Annotated in this window: 24 protein-coding genes; 15 read left to right on the forward strand and 9 right to left on the reverse strand. The window is 39.2% G+C overall.

Features of this window, described 5'->3' with window-relative positions:
* Positions 1-287 precede the first annotated feature (287 nt).
* The 3 genes from KNQ08_RS16015 (at position 288) to KNQ08_RS16025 (ending at position 3,554) form a co-directional block, all read left to right on the forward strand.
* Positions 288-863 (forward strand): recombinase family protein, encoded by a 576-nt coding sequence (locus KNQ08_RS16015; protein ID WP_017474137.1) that lies wholly within the window; start codon positions 288-290, stop codon positions 861-863.
* Positions 864-1,063: 200 nt separating this feature from the next.
* Positions 1,064-1,432 (forward strand): ArsR/SmtB family transcription factor, encoded by a 369-nt coding sequence (locus tag KNQ08_RS16020; protein ID WP_017474136.1) that lies wholly within the window; start codon positions 1,064-1,066, stop codon positions 1,430-1,432.
* The gene (locus KNQ08_RS16025; RefSeq protein WP_017474135.1) at positions 1,425-3,554 is read left to right on the forward strand and encodes a heavy metal translocating P-type ATPase; all 2,130 of its coding nucleotides are present in this window, start codon (positions 1,425-1,427) and stop codon (positions 3,552-3,554) included. Before KNQ08_RS16020 ends, KNQ08_RS16025 begins: the two co-directional genes overlap by 8 nt.
* 200 nt (positions 3,555-3,754) lie before the next feature.
* Here the strand turns inward: KNQ08_RS16025 and KNQ08_RS16030 are convergent, their stop codons facing one another.
* Positions 3,755-5,293, reverse strand: coding sequence for a heavy metal translocating P-type ATPase (locus KNQ08_RS16030; RefSeq protein ID WP_214806299.1), 1,539 nt, complete (start codon positions 5,291-5,293; stop codon positions 3,755-3,757).
* 2 nt (positions 5,294-5,295) lie between these two features.
* Positions 5,296-5,628, reverse strand: a complete 333-nt coding sequence (locus KNQ08_RS16035) for an ArsR/SmtB family transcription factor (RefSeq protein WP_081780456.1) — start codon at positions 5,626-5,628, stop codon at positions 5,296-5,298.
* 147 nt (positions 5,629-5,775) lie between these two features.
* Here KNQ08_RS16035 and KNQ08_RS16040 point away from each other — a divergent pair, with 147 nt between their 5' ends.
* From KNQ08_RS16040 to KNQ08_RS16060, 5 genes are all read left to right on the forward strand, one after another.
* A complete protein-coding gene (locus KNQ08_RS16040; RefSeq protein WP_035413047.1) occupies positions 5,776-6,318 on the forward strand; it encodes a copper resistance CopC family protein in 543 nt (180 codons plus the stop codon).
* Positions 6,315-7,412 carry a copper resistance D family protein gene (locus KNQ08_RS16045; protein ID WP_214806300.1) on the forward strand — a complete coding sequence of 366 codons (1,098 nt, stop codon included), beginning with the start codon at positions 6,315-6,317 and terminating at the stop codon, positions 7,410-7,412. Before KNQ08_RS16040 ends, KNQ08_RS16045 begins: the two co-directional genes overlap by 4 nt.
* Before the next feature lie 197 nt (positions 7,413-7,609).
* A complete protein-coding gene (gene relB, locus KNQ08_RS16050; protein ID WP_026829710.1) occupies positions 7,610-7,834 on the forward strand; it encodes a type II toxin-antitoxin system RelB family antitoxin in 225 nt (74 codons plus the stop codon).
* A complete protein-coding gene (locus tag KNQ08_RS16055) occupies positions 7,831-8,100 on the forward strand; it encodes a type II toxin-antitoxin system RelE family toxin (RefSeq protein WP_047395636.1) in 270 nt (89 codons plus the stop codon). Before relB ends, KNQ08_RS16055 begins: the two co-directional genes overlap by 4 nt.
* Before the next feature lie 215 nt (positions 8,101-8,315).
* The gene (locus KNQ08_RS16060) at positions 8,316-8,870 is read left to right on the forward strand and encodes a recombinase family protein (protein ID WP_133208760.1); all 555 of its coding nucleotides are present in this window, start codon (positions 8,316-8,318) and stop codon (positions 8,868-8,870) included.
* Between the two features lie 10 nt (positions 8,871-8,880).
* Here KNQ08_RS16060 and KNQ08_RS16065 read toward each other — a convergent pair whose 3' ends face one another.
* The 5 genes from KNQ08_RS16065 to KNQ08_RS16085 form a co-directional block, all read right to left on the reverse strand.
* Entirely contained in the window at positions 8,881-10,731 is a 1,851-nt protein-coding gene (locus tag KNQ08_RS16065; protein WP_133208761.1) for an ATP-dependent helicase, read from the reverse strand.
* 26 nt (positions 10,732-10,757) lie between these two features.
* Complete coding sequence (locus tag KNQ08_RS16070; RefSeq protein WP_214806301.1) at positions 10,758-12,617, reverse strand: ATP-dependent nuclease; 1,860 nt, start codon at positions 12,615-12,617, stop codon at positions 10,758-10,760.
* Positions 12,592-13,950 (reverse strand): primase C-terminal domain-containing protein, encoded by a 1,359-nt coding sequence (locus KNQ08_RS16075; RefSeq protein ID WP_133208763.1) that lies wholly within the window; start codon positions 13,948-13,950, stop codon positions 12,592-12,594. The genes KNQ08_RS16070 and KNQ08_RS16075 overlap by 26 nt, the downstream gene beginning before the upstream one ends.
* 706 nt (positions 13,951-14,656) lie before the next feature.
* Positions 14,657-15,028, reverse strand: a complete 372-nt coding sequence (locus KNQ08_RS16080; RefSeq protein ID WP_119924047.1) for a DUF5388 domain-containing protein — start codon at positions 15,026-15,028, stop codon at positions 14,657-14,659.
* A gap of 3 nt (positions 15,029-15,031) precedes the next feature.
* Positions 15,032-15,886 carry a ParA family protein gene (locus KNQ08_RS16085; protein WP_119924048.1) on the reverse strand — a complete coding sequence of 285 codons (855 nt, stop codon included), beginning with the start codon at positions 15,884-15,886 and terminating at the stop codon, positions 15,032-15,034.
* 206 nt (positions 15,887-16,092) lie between these two features.
* Here KNQ08_RS16085 and KNQ08_RS16090 point away from each other — a divergent pair, with 206 nt between their 5' ends.
* From KNQ08_RS16090 to KNQ08_RS17005, 3 genes are read left to right on the forward strand one after another with little or no spacing between them, the layout of a single operon-like run.
* Complete coding sequence (locus KNQ08_RS16090; protein ID WP_133208764.1) at positions 16,093-16,503, forward strand: type II toxin-antitoxin system MqsR family toxin; 411 nt, start codon at positions 16,093-16,095, stop codon at positions 16,501-16,503.
* Positions 16,504-16,553: 50 nt separating this feature from the next.
* Positions 16,554-17,591, forward strand: a complete 1,038-nt coding sequence (locus KNQ08_RS16095; protein ID WP_158583707.1) for a type II TA system antitoxin MqsA family protein — start codon at positions 16,554-16,556, stop codon at positions 17,589-17,591.
* 27 nt (positions 17,592-17,618) lie between these two features.
* On the forward strand, positions 17,619-17,744 hold the full coding sequence (locus KNQ08_RS17005; protein ID WP_255415540.1) for a hypothetical protein: 126 nt from the start codon (positions 17,619-17,621) through the stop codon (positions 17,742-17,744).
* Positions 17,745-18,275: 531 nt separating this feature from the next.
* On the opposite strand, the gene KNQ08_RS16100 is transcribed toward KNQ08_RS17005, so the two are convergent.
* Together KNQ08_RS16100 and KNQ08_RS16105 are read right to left on the reverse strand one after the other, a co-directional pair.
* Positions 18,276-18,869, reverse strand: a complete 594-nt coding sequence (locus KNQ08_RS16100) for a hypothetical protein (RefSeq protein ID WP_119924052.1) — start codon at positions 18,867-18,869, stop codon at positions 18,276-18,278.
* Positions 18,870-18,891: 22 nt separating this feature from the next.
* The gene (locus KNQ08_RS16105; RefSeq protein ID WP_133208766.1) at positions 18,892-19,389 is read right to left on the reverse strand and encodes a zinc metalloprotease; all 498 of its coding nucleotides are present in this window, start codon (positions 19,387-19,389) and stop codon (positions 18,892-18,894) included.
* A 467-nt stretch (positions 19,390-19,856) separates the two neighbouring features.
* Between KNQ08_RS16105 and KNQ08_RS16110 the strand changes: the two genes are divergently transcribed.
* The 4 genes from KNQ08_RS16110 (at position 19,857) to KNQ08_RS16125 (ending at position 22,307) form a co-directional block, all read left to right on the forward strand.
* The gene (locus tag KNQ08_RS16110; RefSeq protein ID WP_158583708.1) at positions 19,857-20,345 is read left to right on the forward strand and encodes a helix-turn-helix domain-containing protein; all 489 of its coding nucleotides are present in this window, start codon (positions 19,857-19,859) and stop codon (positions 20,343-20,345) included.
* Positions 20,346-20,695: 350 nt separating this feature from the next.
* Positions 20,696-20,884 carry a hypothetical protein gene (locus KNQ08_RS16115; RefSeq protein WP_050678811.1) on the forward strand — a complete coding sequence of 63 codons (189 nt, stop codon included), beginning with the start codon at positions 20,696-20,698 and terminating at the stop codon, positions 20,882-20,884.
* A gap of 14 nt (positions 20,885-20,898) precedes the next feature.
* Positions 20,899-21,123: a hypothetical protein gene (locus KNQ08_RS16120; protein WP_050678812.1), complete on the forward strand. Its 225-nt coding sequence runs from the start codon at positions 20,899-20,901 to the stop codon at positions 21,121-21,123.
* Positions 21,124-21,215: 92 nt separating this feature from the next.
* Positions 21,216-22,307, forward strand: a complete 1,092-nt coding sequence (locus KNQ08_RS16125; RefSeq protein ID WP_214806302.1) for a hypothetical protein — start codon at positions 21,216-21,218, stop codon at positions 22,305-22,307.
* The last annotated feature ends 5 nt before the right edge of the window (positions 22,308-22,312 follow it).

Consider the following 22,312-nt stretch of genomic DNA (forward strand, 5'->3'; position numbering starts at 1 on the left):
GAAACTCGTTCGGAAATCATTTACACTTTGAGATTCATAAAAACAGTTATAAATACAGCAGTTATTCTGCAGCGAATAGTGTCAACCCATTGAACTATTTGTAACCTAAAAAAAGAAGAGAGGATGTCCTAAGACAGCATCTTTTCAGATCATAGAAAAACCCTCATTTCGACGTCGAAATGAGGGTTTTTCTATGATCTGAAGCGACTTCATCAAGTCATTTATTTTGAAGTGGATTGCTGTGATCTAGCGTCTCATAAGACTTGTCTCAAAAGTGAGGTGATATTTTGCGGAAAATTGGTTATGTACGTGTCAGTTCAACTAGTCAAAACCCTTCAAGACAATTTCAGCAGCTAAGCGAATTCGGAATGGATATTATATACGAAGAAAAAGTTTCTGGGGCAACGAAGGAACGTGAGCAACTTCAAAAAATGTTAGAGGACTTACAAGATGGTGACACCATTTATGTTACAGATTTAACTCGAATTACTCGTAGTACACAAGATTTATTTGAATTGATCGATTACATACGAAGGAAAAAAGCCAGCTTAAAATCACTCAAGGATACATGGCTAGATTTATCAGAGGATAATCCATACAGCCAATTCTTAATTACAGTAATGGCTGGTGTTAACCAGTTAGAGAGAGATCTTATCCGTATGCGTCAACGTGAAGGGATTGAGCTGGCTAAGAAAGAAGGAAAGTTTAAAGGTCGGATAAAGAAATATCATAAAAATCATGCGGGAATGAATTATGCAGTAAAGCTATATAAAGAAGGAAATATGACTGTAAATCAAATTTGTGAAATTACAAATGTGTCTAGGGCTTCATTATATAGAAAGCTATCGGAAGAGAACAAATAGTTCAGTCCTATTCCATTAATTGGCCAGATAATGTTATGTACTTAAAGTCTTATGCAGTTTGGTTATTTTGTTATTAGAATTGGGTACTCCAATTCTTTTTTTATGAATTTTTTTACTCATTCAAATAAACACTTGAATGAATTATTAAAAATGGTTATACTATATTCAAATAAACACTTGAATGATATTGGGGTGAGAATGTGATTAAGAAAGATACTTGTGAAATTTATTGTTATGACGAAGAAAAGGTCAATCGAATACAAGGTAATTTACAGACAGTAGATATTTCTAGTGTTGCCCAAATGTTAAAAGCTATTGCAGATGAAAATAGAGCAAAAATTACCTATGCTTTATGTCAAGATGACGAACTGTGTGTGTGTGATATAGCAAATATTATAGGTGTTACGGTTGCAAATGCCTCTCATCACCTGCGAACGCTCCATAAGCAAGGGATTGTTAAGTTTCGAAAAGAGGGAAAACTTGCATTTTATTCATTAGATGATGAGCATATCAGACAAATTATGATGATTGCATTGGCACATAAGAAAGAGGTGAAGATCAATGTCTAGTGGGAAAGCAAAACTGTCTGAAGAAGAAATGAAAGCCTATCGTGTTCAAGGATTTACTTGTACTAACTGTGCAGCCATTTTTGAAAATAATGTTAAAGAACTTCCCGGTGTTCAGGATGCGAAAGTAAATTTCGGAGCATCTAAAGTTTATGTTAAAGGGACGACAACCATTGAAGAATTAGAAAAAGCAGGAGCATTTGAAAATTTAAAAATTCGAGATGAAAAAGAACAAAGGGTAGAACGAGAACCTTTTTGGAAGCAGAAAGAAAACATTAAGGTATATATATCAGCTCTTTTACTTGTAGTTAGCTGGTTCTTAGGAGAGCAGTATGGTGAAGAGCATGTTCTACCGACAATTGGTTATGCAGCGTCCATTTTAATCGGTGGATATTCGTTATTCATTAAAGGTCTCAAAAATCTAAGCAGATTAAATTTCGATATGAATACGCTTATGACTATTGCAATTATAGGAGCTGCAATCATTGGTGAATGGGGTGAAGGGGCAACCGTTGTTATCCTATTTGCGATTAGTGAAGCATTAGAGCGTTATTCAATGGATAAAGCACGTCAATCTATTGAATCTTTAATGGATATTGCCCCAAAAGAAGCGTTAATTCGACGAGGCAATGAAGAAATGATGATTCATGTTGATGATATTCAAGTTGGAGACATCATGATTGTTAAGCCCGGTCAAAAGTTAGCAATGGATGGAATAGTGGTTAAAGGTACATCGACATTAAATCAGGCTGCGATTACAGGTGAAAGTGTTCCAGTAACGAAAACCACAAATGATGAAGTATTTGCAGGAACCTTGAATGAAGAAGGGTTACTTGAGGTTAAAGTAACAAAACGAGTTGAAGATACTACTCTTTCAAAAATCATTCACTTGGTAGAAGAAGCCCAAGCAGAACGGGCCCCTTCTCAAGCGTTTGTCGATAAATTTGCAAAATACTATACACCAGCTATTGTCATACTAGCTCTTTTAATTGCGGTAGTTCCACCATTATTTGGCGGAGACTGGAGCCAATGGATTTATCAAGGCTTAGCTGTATTAGTGGTTGGTTGTCCTTGTGCCTTAGTAGTCTCAACTCCAGTTGCTGTGGTTACAGCAATAGGAAATGCAGCGAAAAATGGTGTTTTAATTAAAGGTGGTATCCATTTAGAAGAAGCAGGACACTTAAAAGCGATAGCCTTTGATAAAACAGGAACATTAACCAAAGGGATTCCTGCTGTAACAGACATTGTGACATATGGTAGAAATGAAAATGAATTAATGACCATAACAGCAGCCATTGAAAAAGGATCACAGCACCCTCTTGCTTCAGCGATTATGCGAAAAGCAGAAGAAAATGGATTAAAATTCAACGAAGTAACAGTAGAGGATTTTCAATCCATTACAGGTAAAGGCGTTAAAGCCAAAATAAATAATGAAATGTATTATGTGGGAAGTCCAAATCTTTTTGAGGAATTACACGGAAGCATTTCAAGCGATAGGAAAGAAAAAATTGCCGATATGCAAACTCAAGGTAAAACGGTGATGGTGTTAGGAACAGAAAAAGAAATTCTTTCGTTTATTGCCGTAGCCGATGAAATGAGGGAATCGTCTAAAGAAGTTATCGGCAAGTTGAACAATATGGGAATCGAAACAGTGATGCTAACAGGCGATAACCAAAGAACGGCAACAGCCATCGGAAAACAAGTTGGTGTTTCGGATATTAAAGCTGACTTACTTCCAGAAGATAAGCTTAATTTTATTAAAGAACTTCGAGAAAAACATCAAAGTGTGGGGATGGTCGGAGATGGCGTGAATGATGCTCCAGCCCTTGCGGCATCTACCGTTGGTGTAGCAATGGGTGGTGCTGGAACTGATACAGCTTTAGAAACGGCTGACATCGCCTTAATGTCTGATGATTTGAGTAAATTGCCATATACAATAAAATTAAGCCGTAAGGCTTTAGCAATCATCAAGCAAAACATTACCTTCTCTTTGGCGATTAAATTAGTGGCATTACTTTTGGTCATGCCCGGTTGGTTAACACTTTGGATAGCTATATTTGCTGATATGGGAGCAACTTTACTTGTAACATTAAACAGTTTACGCTTATTGAAAATCAAAGAATAGGTTCTAAAATGGGCGTCAACTATCGGGTGCGATCATTGAAAACAATGTTATGCTTCAAAAGGGATATTAACAGGAAATATACAACTAAAGGACGCTTTAACTGAGCAACGGAAAAAGCCAAATTTCTCAATTGATGTTGAGAAATTTGGCTTTTTAGTATGGGAATTTCCTTAGCATTGTAAATCCGCATTTTCCTGACGCTACCCCTTATAGAACCACTCTCCCCAACTACCAAGTTGGAGTAAAGGTGGGACGATCATCAGCAACAATGCACCTAGGAAGACGAACGGTGTATACACTTTCGCGAAACGATCGATGAACGCTTCACTCGGTGCTTTATTATCCTGCGCTTCCTCGACCAGTTCAATGATGTGCGCAAGCGTCGTCTCTTGATACGTCTTCTCGACGATCATGTCGAACGAACGATCCATGTTGAGCGTTCCGGCAAATACGTGATCGCCTTCCTTCTTATCGACAGGAATCGATTCGCCCGTGATCGGTGCTTGATTGATGGTCGTCGTCCCGTTCAGGATCGTGCCGTCCAGTGCAACCTGATCACCTGGTCGAATCCGGAGGATTTCTCCGACTCGCACCGCTTCCACCGGTTTACGTCTAACGTCCCCGTCCGTCAGCACGAAGGCTTCCTTCGGAGACAGTTCGATCAGTTTCTGAATGGAATTGCGCGTCCGCGCAAGGGAGCGATTCTGAAGCAAATTGCCGATGGCAAAGAGGAAGACGACGGTCGCTCCCTCGAGCCACTCCCCGATACATGCGGCACCGATGGCTGCTACGCTCATCAATACGTTCATGTCGAGTGAGCGGGCACGGACGGCATAATAGGCACTCCGGAAAACTCTCCCCCCACTGAGGATCAAGGCGATACCGTACAAAACATTCGGAAGATACGCTACTCCGCTCGTTTGGATGAGCAATCCCAGACCAATCAAAATCCCGGACAGGATCAAGGAGATCCCCTCGAACGACCGGACCGGTGCCTCGGACGTTTTCTTTCCCTTGACGTATCCATCGAAACCGATCTTGTTCAGCTCGCTTTGGACTTGTCGAGCATCCAGCTGATGGTCGATTTCCATCTCCCCACGGGCAAACGAAACTGTGACGGTCTGGACATTTTGCATCTTTTGAAAGTGTTGTTCGATCGTCTTAGCACAGCTACTACAGTCCATCCCGGAAACGGTGAATGTTTGGACGAGCTGATCTGATTTATCGGGAAGGATGAGATGGAATCCTAATTTTCGGACTTCCTCCCCTAAACGACGATCATCTGGTTCTTCTTCACTGTCGATCTTCAGACGAGCAGCACCATATTGGACGGACACGTGCTGGTACTCCGGTATCGTCGCCAACCCCTTCTCTAGCGTCGCGGCGCAAGAGGGACAATCCATCCCTTCTATTCGGTAGGTATACGTCGCACGAGTAGCGAGGTTCGATGCTGATCCAGGGCTACTCGAGGCGCAACATGACGCATCGTCCGGATTCACCTTCTCCAGTGGCACCTTACTACAGCATGTCTCCGTATCGTTAGGCGGAGACTCAGAAGGTTCCGTTTGTAACGACGTACCCGCTAATTCGGAGGTCGTACAACACCTTGTCTGATCCGCCTTTCCACGTTGCGTGTCTGCGCTCGAGGTACAGCACGTCGTTGTCGGTAAAGAAGCGTTCTTCCCTTCTTTTGGAGCGCTCTCCTTCGAAGAGTCATTGTTACAACAGGAACTTGCCATCTTTACGCCTCCTCGATGTGATGTTCACAACAAGCAGATTCCTGACCGATTTCTAACGTCAGTTCTCCAAACAGTCGCAATAATTCTCGTACGGTATCGTTTCGCAACGAGTAGTACCCGAACTTCCCTTGTGTCCGTTTTTGAATCAATCCGCATCCTTTTAGACACGCCAAGTGTTGCGAGACGTTGGACTGATTTCCTTGAATCGCTTCGACGATTTCCGTGACGGTTTTCTCTCCGTCACGGATACATTCTAAGATCTGCAATCGTGTCTTATTAGAAAAACCATGTACGACCCTTACCTTTAAGTCCAATGGTTCCAGTAATTGTTCCAAAATGTTCACTCCTTTTTCATATTCGAATCCGCTAATATGTTATCATCATATTAGCATTTCCTAATGTAAGCGTCAAAAAAATAATGGACTGGATTTTCTTCCTTATCTTTTCGACCATACATACCTACACATGAAGGAGTTGACACGATGTATCAAAAAAGCTTTCTCCTTTTGTTGCTTACGGGCGCATTATGGTGGTTCCCTCTGCACACCTCCGCACATACCGGGCTGGAATCTTCCACTCCGGGAGCGAATCAGACTGTTCAACCAACTGACAAACTGACCCTCCGTTTTGAATCCGAGATCGAGGCTGGCGGTAGTCTTCAAGTATCCGCCGTGGATGCTTCCGACAACCTTGAGGGGACGTTCACTCAAGAAAGCGAACGGATGATTTTGACACTTGACCGTCCCATGGCGCCAGGGAAATACCAGGTCGATTGGAAAATCATCGGGACAGATGGACATCCGATCAATGGTACATATACATTCACTGTCGTATCAAGTAATACTACGTCCGAACCAGAAGAGGAGACATCATCTGTTCAAAAGGAAACGAAAAAAGTAGCACCTTCTCAGGTCACTACTCGCACGACGGAAGATGGCAGATTTCCCTTCTGGATTGCCGGAGGCTTGTTCGTCTTGGCGTTGTATGGTTTCTACCAGATTATCCTGAAGGGGCGGAAGCGATGACCGCGCTCTATCTGATCGGCGATACGCTCCTCTACGGTTGTCTTGCGCTGTTGATCGGTTTCTTTTCCGTCCAGCTCATCCCTCGTTCTTACCGACCTGACGTATCGCTTTCAATCCGCTGGGTTCGCATGCTCATCGTGCTGATGCTGTTATCCTTTTCCCTGTCCGTCTTACGAATCGTACTGTATTTATATGAAGAGATCGGTTTTTGGATAACACTGCAATCCGTGTTACTTACATTCGAGGCAGGGAACGCTTGGATTCTGATGGCTCTCTGGAGTGTACTCCTTCTCATCGTCATCAATCGTGCATCACTCAGTCCTGGACGTATAAAACTAGGGGTATTCCTTGTTATGGCGATGGTCGTTACGTTCGCGTGGTCCGGGCACGCCTCTAGCATCAAAGGGGCAGAAGGCATGCTCGTACATTCTATTCACGCACTCGCCGTCTTCATCTGGACCGGTGGATTGCTCATACTCGGCTTTTGGAGTCCATCAGACCGTAACTGGGGCATCTTCCTCGAATGGTTCAAACCACTCGTGACGCTATGTTTCTTACTGATCGTCGGTTCCGGCATCTATCTGATGTCTGTCGTCGTGCAGGTAGAGGAGTATTCCGATTCCTGGATTTTACCGTATGGACAAGCCTTACTCTGGAAACACGTCCTGATTCTACCCGTGCTGATCATCGGTATCATGAACGGGAAGTGGAGTTACGCGTCTCCTGAACGATCGTTTGAAGTCCGACGGATGCGGATGCGCATGGAAGGCATCTTGATCCTGCTTCTCTTCACAGCGACTGCGTGGCTCGGTCAACAGGAACCCCCTCACTCGATCAAGGATACTCTTCAATCCAGCGGGGCTGGTCCACTGTCAGGGTTTCTTTTCCCTAGCTTGCGTTTCACCTATTCTGATATCCGGTTCGAGCCGACCATGATATCCCTCTTCTTGATGGCAATCAGCCTCCTTTTCGTGGGATTGTTGGTGTACGTCATCCGATCAACCCAAGACTCCATCAAGACCCTCTATCTTGGATTAGGCGTCTCGATCTCATTATTTTTCGCAGCGTTGTATAGTATTTCCGTGTATTTATGATCCTCCACATGAGCATTTCAGCGTGTGCGACGTCTTATACAAAAAGAAAGGCATGCGATACAGCAGTCTTTCTTTTTTCATACTTATTCATCATTTTCATACTAGTTATAACAGGTTCAATCCTATTTTAAATCGGTGCCATTTCTAGACTACTACTGGAATATGTATTACAATGTATTACAAAGGAGCTGATAATCATGAGTACCATTTCCGTACGTCTGGATGACCAGGATACACGACTCATCAAAGAATATGCGAAGGCAAAAAACATCACGATTTCTACACTCGTTCGCGATGCCGTCCTCGACCGCATCGAAGACGAAATCGATTTACAACTCTATCATGATTCGATGGCAGCACACCGTAAAAAATCAGAAGCGATCTCTTTCGACGATATGATGAAGGAACTTGATTTAGAATGACAGCATTTACGGTAGAGTTTGAGCGCGGAGCTCAAAAGTCTCTCAAGAAGATGGATCCTCAACAAGCGCGGATCATCATGTCCTGGATCAAGAAGAATCTGGTCGGGACGGATGATCCGCGTCGTCATGGTAAAGGACTCGTCTCGAATCGCTCGGGTGAATGGCGGTATCGCATCGGTGATTATCGTCTGATTGCTGACATTCAAGATGAAAAAGTCGTGATTTTGATTCTCGAGATCGGGCATCGTCGTGATATCTATAAATAAGACAGGTAGAACTCACATCTGAGGAAATATGTGAGTTTTCTTTTTTTGTTTTTAAAACGACCGTTTTTCATACATTATTGAATTTTAATTCACAAATAATTAAAAGGGCTATAGAAAGCCCTTTTTAATTATACAAAATTGTCTTTTTTCTTATCTTTTTATCAATGTATGTTTTTTGGTATTATTAATGAGAAAACACACAAAAGAGGTGTCTTATGACAAAAATCGGATATGCTCGCGTATCAACACTAGATCAAAATCTAGAAATGCAATTGGACGAGTTACAAAAAGTTGGTTGTTCGAAAATTTTTAAAGAAAAAGTGTCCAGCGTAAAGAAGCGAACGGAATTTGAAAAGTGTCTTGAGTATTTGAGAGAGGGAGATACGTTAGTTGTTTGGAAATTAGATCGACTTGGACGTACAACAAAGAAGTTATTAGAACTAATTGATGATTTGAAAGAACGCAATATTAATTTGCAGATCACTACATTAGGAGTCGATACTTCGACTGCAGCGGGAAGACTCTTTTTTACTATGATGGCGGGGTTAGCGGAAATGGAACGCGAATTAATTCGTGAGCGCACTAACGCCGGTCTTAAAGCTGCTCGTGCTAGAGGACGCTTGGGAGGACGTAAAAAAATTGAACCCGATATTTTAAATCGTGCATATATGATGTATGAAGCTAAAATGACGGTTGAGGATATCACTAAGACCTTACAAATATCCCGCTCTACTTTCTATAAATATCTAAAAAATAAAAAAGACACCTAACTATTTTTAGTTAAGTATCTTTTTCATTTAACGCTTTATAAATATCTTTCAAATATTGAGAGGGAATCTGCTTTTTTTCTTTACCCCAGGGCATAATTCGGTACTCTGGGAAGCTTAGATAACAGACTCTTTTTGCTCGAGTTAATGCTACAAACATATTATTTTTTTCTTCTTCTATTTGCGAATCATCGATAGCTCTATAATCAGGGAATACACCTTCACACATACCAATTATAAAGACAATATCATATTCTAAACCTTTTGCCATATGGACAGTAGTCAGCGTTATTCCTTTATAATCGTAATTAGCTGTTTTTCCGAGGGCTATTTGATTTTTAAAATGAATTAGATTACGCGATCCAGTAACTGCTAGTGTGCAATATTTTTTCCAGTGATTTTTCCACATAGTAATGTCCTTTAAAAACAACTCATAATTTTGATTTGTATTTTCAGCGCTTTGGACACTTCCAAATGATTTTTTTACTGAACCCTCAATTTCACTTAGTGCTCGTGAAAATAACTCGTTATCTTTCAGTAAAATTTCCCATGCTTTAACAATACCAGCAAATATCTCTTCATTAACGCCTTTATCTTTTTTGAGAGATGCAGTCAGCAGATAATTTTTATCTGTTGTCTTCACAGTATTAGAGAATGAAAGAAAAATTTCTAAGCTTCTTTTATTCAATAAATTATGAGGGTTAGTTATGAACTTTAACCCCCCCTCAAATATCTGCATTTCTTGAGTAACGCTCTCAAGTGCTTTAGCCGTAGTTCTAAAATTATATGGTATTTTATTATGAATCAGTAATTGCTCTAATTCTTGAAAAACATAGCGGTTTCTTCCGATAATCGCTATGTTTTCGAATTTCACTTTGTTTTCAACCCAAGGATTTCCTTTATCTACTTGTTCAAGTATCTTTTCTAAAACCCACTCTGCTTCTAGGTATTCATTAGTTTTTTTAGTAATTGAAACTTCCCCTTCTAATGGATACATCCCAATATTATCTTCGTAATTCTTTATTGCTTTTGAAGCTTTAATTATTTGTTGAGTTGATCGGAAATTTTCTTTCATGTTTATTTTTTCAGGATTAAAATCTTTTAAAAATCTTTCTGTCATAAATAAACTACTAGACCCATTGAATCCATAAATAGATTGATTTTCATCTCCAATCATAATAATATTTCGAAGGTTGATACATAGAGAATAAATAATATCGTACTGCGCTTCATTCAAATCTTGTGCTTCATCAATAAAAACTGTTTTGTATATCCGATTGTATAATCGGACAACTTGTGGCTTTTCATTCAATAGTCGATAAGCATAAAATAAAATATCATCATAATCGATTAAGCGTTGTTCTAACAATAAATTATTATAAGCTTCAAATATATAATAAATTTCATTCTCTTCAGATGGAAACTTAAATTTTTGTTTATACAAAGATATTTCTTTTAAAATATCTTTAGGATTAATTTTTTTTGCACTTTGATACCCAACTTCATTTAATATTCTTTTTAGTAATTCTATCTTATCTTTATCTGATTCAATAACAGTTAAAGATGATGGAAGACCAATCATATTCCCACGGTCTAAAACTAATTCCAAACAAAAACTATGAAAAGTACCTACATTAATATCGTTCATTTCATCTTGATCTAATCTGTTTTTTAATCGTTCTGTAATTTCGGCCGCTGCTTTATTACTAAAGGTTAATGCCAGTACTTTTTTTTCACCAGACTTTATAAGGTTAATTGTTTTCTCCACAAGAACTCTTGTTTTACCACTACCTGGACCCGCTGTAACTAATAAAGGAGAGTCTTTATGCGCTATTATTTTTTCTTGTGTATCAGTTAATCTCATAAAAACACATCCTAATTAGAATTTAATTATGTTTGGATTTTCTCAAAAAAATCTTTTATTGCTTGAGGGATTTCTTTATCCGTTCCACTATTTCTACCTATTATTATTTTTGCAATAATAAACGAATATAATGCTTTATGCTTACTTAAGAAATCATTAATTGCAGTAATTCTACCTTCTTCACCTTCGTAAATTTTTGGAGATCTATCATAAATAATTTGATTACATGTACCACACTTTTCTTTTGTAGGGGATGGACGTCCAGGTTTATTATTATTATTTTCAATAAATTTATCAAAAGCACCTTCTTCACCTAAAGATGATTCAATAGCTATAATCAAATCATCACTATAACCTTCAGAAATCAAGTACGATTCCAGATTGTGATTGTCGGGCAAAAATAATGTTCTATTTTCTAGTTGAGCTTCAATTTTTTCTATATCGTCTTCAAAGACCCTTCTTACTACTTTATTAAAGTCATCTTCTGTCTTACGTTCACCATCACTAAATACATAGACAGGTATATCAAAACATTTAGCTAACATAAGAAAAGGATAATACTTATTACCGCTACCGCCTACCGATACTATATTAAATCCCATTTCAAAAGGCTTACTCTTAAAGTATCTCTCGAAAAAGTCTGGTAAAGCTTGCTCTTCTGTCTGACCCTCACACAAAATTATTCCTTCAGAAAAAAGTAGTTCTCCTCTGGTCTTTAAAATCTCATGTTTGATTTTTGAATAGTGACTACTCGAAAACTCAACATCTATATTTCTTAGTTCCGAAGAATCTGATCTTTTAGAAACATAAATCATATCTTTTAACTCTGATTGAGAAACAACAATTGGAGAATGAGTACTTACAAAAATTTGACCATCAAGTTCTTGAATTTGTTTGTAGATATTTCTTTGAGAATTAGGGTGAAGATGCGCTTCAGGTTCTTCTAATAAAATAATAGGATGGTATGGAACTCTTAAGTCTTTTTTTATTTTTAATTGCCATTCAACGTATGATAAAACCGTCAAAAAAGTAATCCAACTTCTCGTCCCCATGCCATGATTTGATATTGGAAAAACATCCGAATGTTCATCTTTATACGAAATCTCAAGATTCCTACCTAATTCACCTACCTTTTGCACAATAGGATTAATCATCACTTGAGAATTACTTTTATTCAATGTATTTGAAACCATACTCAACTTATTTGTTAAATGGCTTAAAATTTCACTTGAATCAACTAAATTTTTATTTATTTCTGACAAAGATTCTTCAAAAGCTTCTATATCCTCTTCTCGAACTTTTATATCTCTTACTAATCTAGCAAAATAAGAAAAACGATCTTTCATATCAAAAACAATATCTCTTCTAGCATCCATATAAAAAACAGGAAGTGAATCCAATAATCGTCCGGTGACTTTAGAAGTTTTGTATTCCTCATAATCAGGAAAATCTTCATAGCTCGGCCAGTTTCTTAATGATTTTCTTTCTACACGATACTCTCCACTTGAGACATCGTAACTAATTATTGCTCTAAAAGGCACATATTCTATATCAGAAGCATCATCTAATGTTATATGTTCACCAAAGAGATCCGACCATGTTTCAATAAAATATGTAGAATCATCTCTATTATGAGGTTCTAATAAAACATCTACAAAAACCTTTTTGTTAGATAAAGTCTCCATATCATCATCAGACTTCTTAAACACATCTTCAACGCTAGGTTTATAATTTGGATCAAACATTAATCTCAAAGACCTGAAGAAGCTAGTTTTACCAACATTATTAGCACCAATTAATACAGAAGATAATGTAGTCAAATTCAATTCACTAGATTCAAAAGCTCTAAAATTAGAAAGTCTAACAGAACGAATAGCAAGAGACATAAAGCAACCTCCTAGAGTCTAAATATTTCAAGTACCAGTATTCAAAGGAGAACCCACCAACCACCCTATCTATAAGTGTATACGAGTTGAGCCCATTATTTATTCTATTCTTTTGGGGGAATTGAACCACTTTGCTGTGAACAATCAACTTAATCGTCGTGTGTGCCGCACGACCTTTTCCTTCTACTATTTTCTCAATCAAACGTTCTTGGATTAGGAACTCAATTACTCGTTTGAAAGATGCATATGAGAGGGTTCTCGAGTCGTCTACTGAAGAACAAATCATCTTGGCAATGTCACGTTGCGAACCACAAAGAATCCCTCCATTTGCTCGTAAAACAGATAGGATATCTTCTTTCCACTCTTCTAAATGACTATATGTACGCTCTTCTCGCGGCTTTGCACCTTCCCAAAGTTGATATTTAAACTCCATTCCAGACAGTGTCTCAATCCAGTATGCAGAAGGACCAAGTGGTGCGCCTTCTTTAAAAGCGCTCTTAACCTTTCGCTTAACATCAAGCTGACGCATAGCCGGTGTATTTCGTTCATTCCAGGCGTATAGATAGATTTGCGTATCTTCTTCTGAGTATCCTGTCGCTTTGAAGGCTAATGCCAAGGTATAGCATGTGTTATCACGTCGTCCTTGCTCAACACCTTGAAGGAGGGACTGGATCGCAGGATGTTGCATCATGTCTTGCTTACGTACCATGACTTTTCGTTGATGTAATAGCTCTTCATTGCGCTCCGAATACCAATTACAAAGCGCGTCAAAAGAAACACGCTCTGCAGACCGATGTACAGTGTTTTGAGGCGTCGGTAGACGGAACCACCGTTCAGCACCTACAGCCTGTAGATCACCTGACAGCTCTTCAGCAATCGCTTGTTGAATCCGTTTGTAATGTTCTACGACTTTTGGAAATGCACGACGTGGCTCCGCCAGGTACCAGTACACATGGAAGCCACCTGATGGCGTTTGGACAATCAAAGAAGGAGTCGGAAGACCTGCTGTTGTGACCATTTCCATCACATCCGGATAGATCATGCCAGCGTTCTTGGCAATCTTGACGTCAATATCAATGACAAGTGCATTTAGCCAGCGCAACGTTCCCGCATGACGCTGATCGTTACGATAGAATGTATTCGGTGTGAAGTACGTTGCTGAAGCTTGTGCTTGAAACAATGAGCTGTATGTACGGACTGCTTTTGGCTGCGCGAAGTCGTTGCAAACAAAGACCCAACCTAAATGGTTGCTTGGACCGCTTTGTTCTTTTTGAGACGCGCGCTTTGGTGCTTCCGTTAACTGATCACGATACAACTGACGTAAAGACTCCATTCGTCTTCCTCCTTTCTGATTGATTTATGATTTAGTTTTATGTCGAAAAAGAATTGTCTCTAAAATTGCGTCATGCTACACTGAAGTTAATTTCAGTGCATAAGAAAGAGCCCTCAACGAAGCGTGAATTTTTTCACGTCGTAAAGAGTTATTTTTTGAATCTTTTTTCTGTGCTGCTCGCGATGTTTAATCGATGCACTCCTGACTGGCGGGTCAGTTGCATCAAGGATCTGATAACCTTTGTTATCAGATTTTTTTGCGTGAAGAGATGCTTTCTGTTTACAACTATCTGTATCATTTCATAAAAAAAACGGCTTCACAACAGGTTTTTTTATAAGCTTAGGTTTGAAATCTACATGTAGATTTGTAGATTAGTCTACATGTAGATTTGTAGATTTGTAGATGCGTCTACATGTAGATTTGTAGATTTGTAGATTTGTAGATTTGTAGATGCGTCTACATGTAGATGTCATCGGACATCGTCTAATCCCTTACGTACCAATGGATTCAAAAAATGTCGCGTCTACATGTAGATTTGTAGATTTGTAGATTTGTAGATGCGTCTACATGTAGATTTGTAGATTTGTAGATGCGTCTACATGTAGATTTGTAGATTTGTAGATGCGTCTACATGTAGACGTGTTTGGACTGATCAGTTTTTAGTGTTATTTTTTCCTAAAAAAAGAGACTCTCAGCAGAGTCTCTTTTATGATTTGCGCGTTTTCATCATCATGATGTCTTTCAGAATTTGGTATTCTTTTTTCTGATCACTCGCCATACCTTCGACGTAGTCGTCAATGAACGTCGAAATGACTGCGTCAACTGACTCTCCCATTCCCATCGTAACCAGCGCAGCCAATTGATTTTTAGTGTTTGTGGACACACGAACGGTTGTACTTCCATTTGTCACTGCTCGTTGTGTTGTCTTTTTACGCTTGGATTGAGTTACCTCTTCTTTGGATTCAATTGGATTACTCTCAACTACTACGTCTTCCGGAGAATAAGTCTTCTGTGGTGTAGCCACTGATTTACGCTCAAGTAGACGCTTTCTTTGAGGTTGATTTTGATTATTCACCATTCTTTATTCCACCTCTTGTTCTGCATAAGCTAATTCATACTCAAGTCGTGATAAAAATTCATCAGCCACTGAATCATATGTGCTCATGACACGACGATCGTGCATATCATCTTCTTTAATTCCTTCGACATCATAACGCTTTAAGCGTTCCATGTTTTTAATGACCCCTTCGAACAAGTTGTTCTCTCCGAAGATTTCTTTTGCACTCTCAAGAGTTGCAAGATCCACAGCTGCTCCATTTTTCAGAAGAACCGGTAAGATGCCTAGAACATCAAAGTCCGTGTCATAGTCATTTAATAGATCCTGAAGGTATTGTGTAAAGACTTCAGCCCCTTGTAGACTACGTTCTTGCGTTTGTAAAACCACTACAACGAAGTTCGATGCATAGAGAGCAGCGTCAGTATAAATAGAGATCGTTGGCGGCACATCGATAAAGATGAAGTCAAAGTCATCTTTTAATGGCTCAAGCAATGTCGAGAGATATGTAATACGATCGACTTCATTCTCAAATTTTTTCTCAAGAAATTTAGGATATTGAGCGAAATCGCTGAAAGAAGGGAGTAGATAAAGATTACTCTTAATCTCAGTAACGATTTTGCTTAAGTCACCTTCTTGCATGGCAGCCATTAACGTCTGTTCAAACGTAAACACTTCATCTTCAAGCATTGATTTGGTCTTTAAAAACAGTGCCGTGGCATTTGCTTGCGGATCCTGATCGCACAGTAGGACGCGGTAACCCTTTTTGGCAAGCGCGTAAGCTAACATCGTACTATTGGTCGTTTTACCGGTACCACCTTTAAAGTTTCCGAACGTAACCGTGATTGCTTTGCGTTGAGACAAATCTAGTTTCGTCGCCATGATCATTGCTCCTTTATCACTTAATACTTAAAAGAATATCAATCTTTCCTGCTTAAGTCTACATGTAGATTGAAACAGGAAAAACCTAAAAAGTATCATTTGATACTTTTTAGGTTTCATGGTATTCTATTAAAAAGTATCAAATGATACTATAAACGGAACTCTTCTTTAAGAAGAAACTTATTCAACGTAACGGAGGTTTACTTATGGTAAATGATGATAATGAATGTTCACGGTCCGCGAAAGAAAATGCTGCAACATCTTTAGTAAATGAAGAAGTTACTTCTCTTGAAGTCTTTCTTGAAGAAATTAAAACGTTGATTAAGAGTGGAAAGCGACGCTTTGTTATGCGCAAAGACATTCGAGGTCACGATTATATACATCATTTAAGTAATCTCGGTCTAACAACCATCGAGGAAGCCTGGAAAGAAATTCTACAATTAGAAAGTAAGCATTACTTTCAAGGTCCTGAGGAAGACTACAAATATCAATCTCAAGGAAAAGTCATTTGGGTGTTCAAAAAAAACATTAACGAGACGGTGACATACATCAAATTGAAGATTGATCCATCTTCACAACAATGTGTGTGCTTGTCATTTCACGAAGATTACCCTTAGTAAATAGAAATATTTTTCTATTTAACTTAAAAACTTTGGAGGAATTTATTATGTGCGAAAACCAGGGAGAGCGCAGATTTTGTGAGGAATGTAACACAGAAACTGATGTCGTCATCAAGGAGAGAAATACTACTCGATTTTTCAGAAAAGAAGCATTTGATATTGTTGAAAAATACGCAGAATGCATTGAATGTGGTCATGAAGTATACGATGAGAAAACTGCTAACGATACTTTAAAACAACTGAGCCGATTATATCAGGAAAGACATTCTTTTACTCCTCAGGATATAAAGTCCATCAGAAAGTCTACAGGACTCACTCAATCAATATTTGCAAAAGTTTTAAATATGGGGGAAGCAACTATAAAACGGTATGAAACAGGTGCTTCTTTGCCTGATGGTACACAATTAAGCATTTTAAAAATGCTGCTTCAAGATCCCGCAAATATCATTAAATTTTATGAAGATACTAAAACGAAATTCTCAGAAGAAGAACAACATAATATTGAAAAGAAATTCGAACATATAAAACAGGACAGTTTAATAAAATCTAACTTTGATTTACTCCACACTTTATATACTAAATATGATCAATCCGTATTAAACGGTTTTTCCAGATTCAATCCTGAAAAGCTATTTAATATGATTCTATTCTTCTCGGAAAGAGGAGTTCTTAAAACGAAATTAATGAAGTTATTATGGTACTCAGATTTTCTTATGTATCAAAAGAATAAACTATCTATCAGCGGAACTCCTTACTGGCATAAAGAATTTGGTCCTGTTCCCGTCGAACATGATACGATTTTGGGCTGTGGAACAAGCATGAGTTATATTTTGATTAATGAAGAAGAAGATATAAGCTCTGGATATACAAAAATGCTTGTAAAATCCAATACTCCTATCAACTTAACGCTGTTTTCTGAACAAGAATTACAAATCATGGACAGTGTTCAAACCTTTTTCTCTAATTACGGATCACGAGACATCAGTAATTTTTCTCACGAAGAAGACGCATGGCAGCAAACTCAAGAAAAAGAGATAATTTCCTATGAATTTGCAGAGACCATTAAATTAATTAATACACTATAAATAAATTATTTAAGGAGGTGATTCTAAATGGCTAAACATTCGGGCGGTAAAGTGGGTAAAGCAGGTAAAACCTTAAGCAGTAAAAGTGCCTCGAAATCTCAAAAAAGTAACGCTGGTAAAACACTCAAACAACATCAAGATTCTAAACATTGAACATCACATAAATAAAAGAGTCTACCAAAAAACTAATTTTGTTCTTTGGTAGGCTCTTTATACATAAAGGAGTTGTAATAAGTTTGATGATCACTCAAATAGTAAGTTTTAATATAACTAAACTTGATACAGTGATACATTTTTCCGTAGGTATTGTATTAGCTGGCATCTTAATTAAGGTTCTATTACCACGACAATCATTTAATATGAGTAATCTCAGTGAATTATACATTGTATCTGCAAAAATGGTTGGATACGTTTTTTTAGCAACCTACATATACACTTATCTTCATGCAAATGAAATAAAAAAAGTAGATGTCCTAACCTTCTTTACTTTTACGCTTGCAGTTCTAGAAGCTGCTCATTGCTTATTTATCATTTCAAGCAATAGTTTCGCTGATTTTTTCCGCAAGTTTTTTTACATTAATAATAAATGAAATTCTTTTATATTATATGCACTCTAATTTGGCAATGGTGACTTGTACGATATAAAAGGACTTCTTTCAATTGAAGAAGTCCCTGCTGTTTTAATCATTCCTTATCTAATTTTGATTTATCGTCTTTATTCCGATTGTTATACTTTTCTTTATTTTTCATGGCTTCTGGAACAATTGGTGATTTTAAAGCACTCACGATTTTTCCAACTGAAGTGTTTTCTTCTTCAGCATTCTTAAGTTCTACCGTACCTTGATTAGTAATTGCAGTATGCCAGTCTTCAGATTCTAAATAACGTGTAGCGAACATGTATTGACGACCTTCTTTTAACATTTCATCTTCATTATACAAAACCAAGACATTATTTCCTTCCGAATCCTTATCATATCCTCCAAACTGATTAACAATGACTTCTCCTTTTAACTTTCCCTTTAAATTTTTATGCACTTTTACTGAATACTGTGTTTCTGGTGTTCCATCAAGTCGTTTACTCCCAACTTCTTGGACAACTTCTCCTACAAACACATTTTGAGCAGCACCAACTAAAATTCGATCATCAGAAAAATCAGCGACTTCATTTAAATATGCATCAACAATTTTGACTGGCTTCTTTTCTGATTGGTAATGATCAAATCCATAAATAGTCAGACCAATAACTGCTGCTACAGAACCGATTAAGAATTTTTTCATAGTTAACGCTCCTTATACTGGATTAATAGCCCCAAAGAGTTCGATAATCTGACTTATCGTGCGAACCTAAAACTTCATAACTGTAAAAGCCAGATCTTAACACGTTTCCAGCAAGTCCGTGGTGATCTAATCCAAGAGCATGTCCCATTTCATGAAGTGCTGTGTGCTTTCTTTGAGAACTCGTGAAGTCATAAAAATAATAATCATTGTAGGAGATGACGTCTGCTCCAGTTTGAGGAGAATGACTGCCACTCCAAGTCACATCGCTTCGATCAACATCTCTAAAAGATAAATCTTCAATAGTTGAAGTAGTGTCTCCTGCGATTTTAATAGTCCCCATCGTATTCCATACACTGATTGAGTGATTTCGCGCTGTAGTCCATCCAGTTGTACCTTTTGCGGTGCCCCATCTGATTTCTTTCCCATCTACGGAAGAATGTCCTAAGAAATGAGCATCGACATTTGAAGGAAGAATAAGTGTAGCTGCTACTACTGATAGTGCAAGTACAGTTTTTCGCATGGATTTGCTCCTAAATAATTTATTTGAATTATTAAGAAATTCATAACTTAATTTTACATAATATTCAAAATTAATTGAATAGTTCTCAAGTCCTTAGATATCTATTTATTTACTTAAGCACGTATATTTATACTCATAAAGAGGAGGAAATTCAAAAAAAGATTTACTTGAATAAAAGTAAAAGAGTAAATATTTTTATCTTTATAGTTTATTTTATCCCATTTGTCTTTTTAAATTCGAAATGAGTTTTTGAGTTTGGTTTTTTACAATTCTGCTACACATTCAGTATTTTTCAAAACTTATCAGTTCATGCGTCCTTGCCATTAGTTGCTTCGACATCAATCGACAAATGTAAAACATTTGACATATTAAAATAAGAATTGAATTAACAGAATAATCTGCTATATTCTAACTATCAGCAGGAAGACATTGTCATAAAGTAGTTCTCAAAGGAAAGGAGCATGTACATGTACCGATTCGGAGAGTGGTTACGACGAGAGCGTCTGGAACATGGATGGAGTCAGGTAGAGTTAGCAGAGAAAACGTACGGAGAAATCTCGCAGGCGGCAATCAGCGCCTATGAGAGGAATCGTTCGATTCCTTCTATCCTCGATGTTCAAATTCTTGCGACAGCCTGTGAGCAGACGCTAGGATCCATCCCTTGGGATGAATTCGACTTAAGGACGGAGAAGAAACGGAATTGGTCGAACCTGAAGCAAGAACGCTTCGATTTGGCAGACCTCCCGCTAGCGGATTCTGTGCGCACGTTCGACGGCAAGACATACCAGCTACATGGTCGTATTGCGATCGAACGAGAGAGTAAGGAGACACAAGAAATCTCGCAGATCTATTACCGTATTCGGACAGTCGTCGGAGAGAATCAAGTCATCGCAAAACGGAAGCATCCGGATGACGAATTAATTCATGTCTCACGCCGTAAACTCGTTCATCAGTAAACCATCTATGATTACGTATTTACTTATGAAATAACATGAAGCAATGATAAGAGGAATTAATGACCGTAGCAGCATATCGCTAAGGACAGTCCTTCCAAACACATATTGGCGTGTCCCTCACGAGTGACCGGGTGAGCGGGATATACGCAGAAATGGTTTGGCGAGAGTCGCCTAAAACTCGCCCACAGGTCACGCATTCGTTGAGGGTCATCGAGAAACCCTAAACAGACGTCCAATATCGGATGTCAGAGTTCGTGGGGGAACGTGCTCCAAACCCACCGCCCTGATCGACTCCGACTGTCCTTAAGGATGTGCTGCTGCGCATCGACCTCAAGGAAGGAGTGTACGTTATGCCGACACGTGAACAGAAGCAAAACAAGACCTTTGCCGAGAAGTTGCTCCGGATCCAAGGGAAAGACTATGAGGAGTGGCTCGACACCCAGCATCAACTCGTCATCCAAGAGAACCAGGAACTGATCTTAGAAGCACTCGACTCGAAACTGAACTTCACATCGCCTGCATCCGCGTCACGGGATTGAGAGGAGGAAAACAAATGGGGTTGAATGAAACAGGACTCAGCTTACTCCAGTTCTTTCAAGGACTCGCTGTCATCGCGGCAGCCATCGCCTTCGCAGTTGGAGGCTTCTACTTCATCTTCGGGGGAGATCGTGGGCGCTCGAAAGCCGTCGGTTGGCTCGTCGGTGGTGCCGTCGGTCTGATCATCGTCATGGGTGCCTTCACGCTGGCGGAGATGGTCAACGACAACATCAAATTCTAATTGAACAAGTGATTGCACAGACCGTCATTCCAAATTGGATGGCTTTTTTTATTGCCCTCGTTACGATGTCTCGCTTCAAAGGAGGAGAATGTATGCTCTTCGTCCGTTTCACAGATGTACCGAAAGATAGCTTTCCGAACTATGAGCGTCTCCCATATGAGGAGGCGCTTTTATTATCGACACAAGTCCATCAGGAAGCCCAGCAAGCGAACGAACGCTTCGCAAGTGAGTTCCGGATCTTCGATGATACCGACCAGCTTGTCTATAAAGGATCGTTTCAGTTCGGTGATCTGATCTATCCCAATCTTTACTTGCAGCTGAAGGATCGGATCCCGCGTATTCGGATTCGAAAGGAGGATGCGACGAAGAAGATCCTATTACTCGAAAACCTAGAACGTTTGACACCGGAATCCTACAAGACGATGACGGCGTCAGCGATTCAGCAACAGCCGAATGCGACACACGTCTCTCGCTTACGTCGCGGACAACGTCGTCTCGTCTACGGTGTCAGTGGTGTAAGTCTGTTGCTCCTCGGTGCATTGTCCGTTGTCCAACTCGTGCAGCCGGATCCACCGAGCGGCGTCCAAGCGGCAACGTCAGATTGGCAACCGTTGTATGAAGCAGCGTTGACGGGAGAGACGGGTCCACTCGTCGAACGACTAGAAAAACGAAAGTCGTTAAACGATGAACAACAGCAATTCCTGATTACGCAGTATGTCGAAGAACAGGACTACGATCAAGCGGTCTCCGTGACGAAGGATCTAATCGATGTCGAGACGATTATCATGCAGTCGAAACGATTCGCGACCAATCGTCAGGATACGCTACAAGCCTTCCAAGCAATTTATCCGACTGATGAAGGAACGTTCGACCTCGCCATCCTACAGAAAGACTATAGACGTGCCGTCTCGCTTACGGGCGTAGAGATGACGACAGCCCGTAAGGAAGCCAAAACACGTGCCTACATCGCATTGAAAGATGTGACGAAGGCTCAAGAAAGCGTCAAGACGATCAACGACGAGCAATTAAAGAAGCAAGTAGCAACACTCGTCCAACTGGACGAAGAGATTCAAGCACTCGAGGATCAAAAGCGCCAGTTATCAGAGAAAAAAGATAAGAAAGAACTCGAAAAGCTGAATGCGTCGCTCGAAGCGAAGCAACGACAAGCTTCTTCACTTCTTTAATGAAA

Source organism: Exiguobacterium sp. s46 (assembly GCF_018618875.1).
Lineage (GTDB): Bacteria > Bacillota > Bacilli > Exiguobacteriales > Exiguobacteriaceae > Exiguobacterium_A > Exiguobacterium_A abrahamii.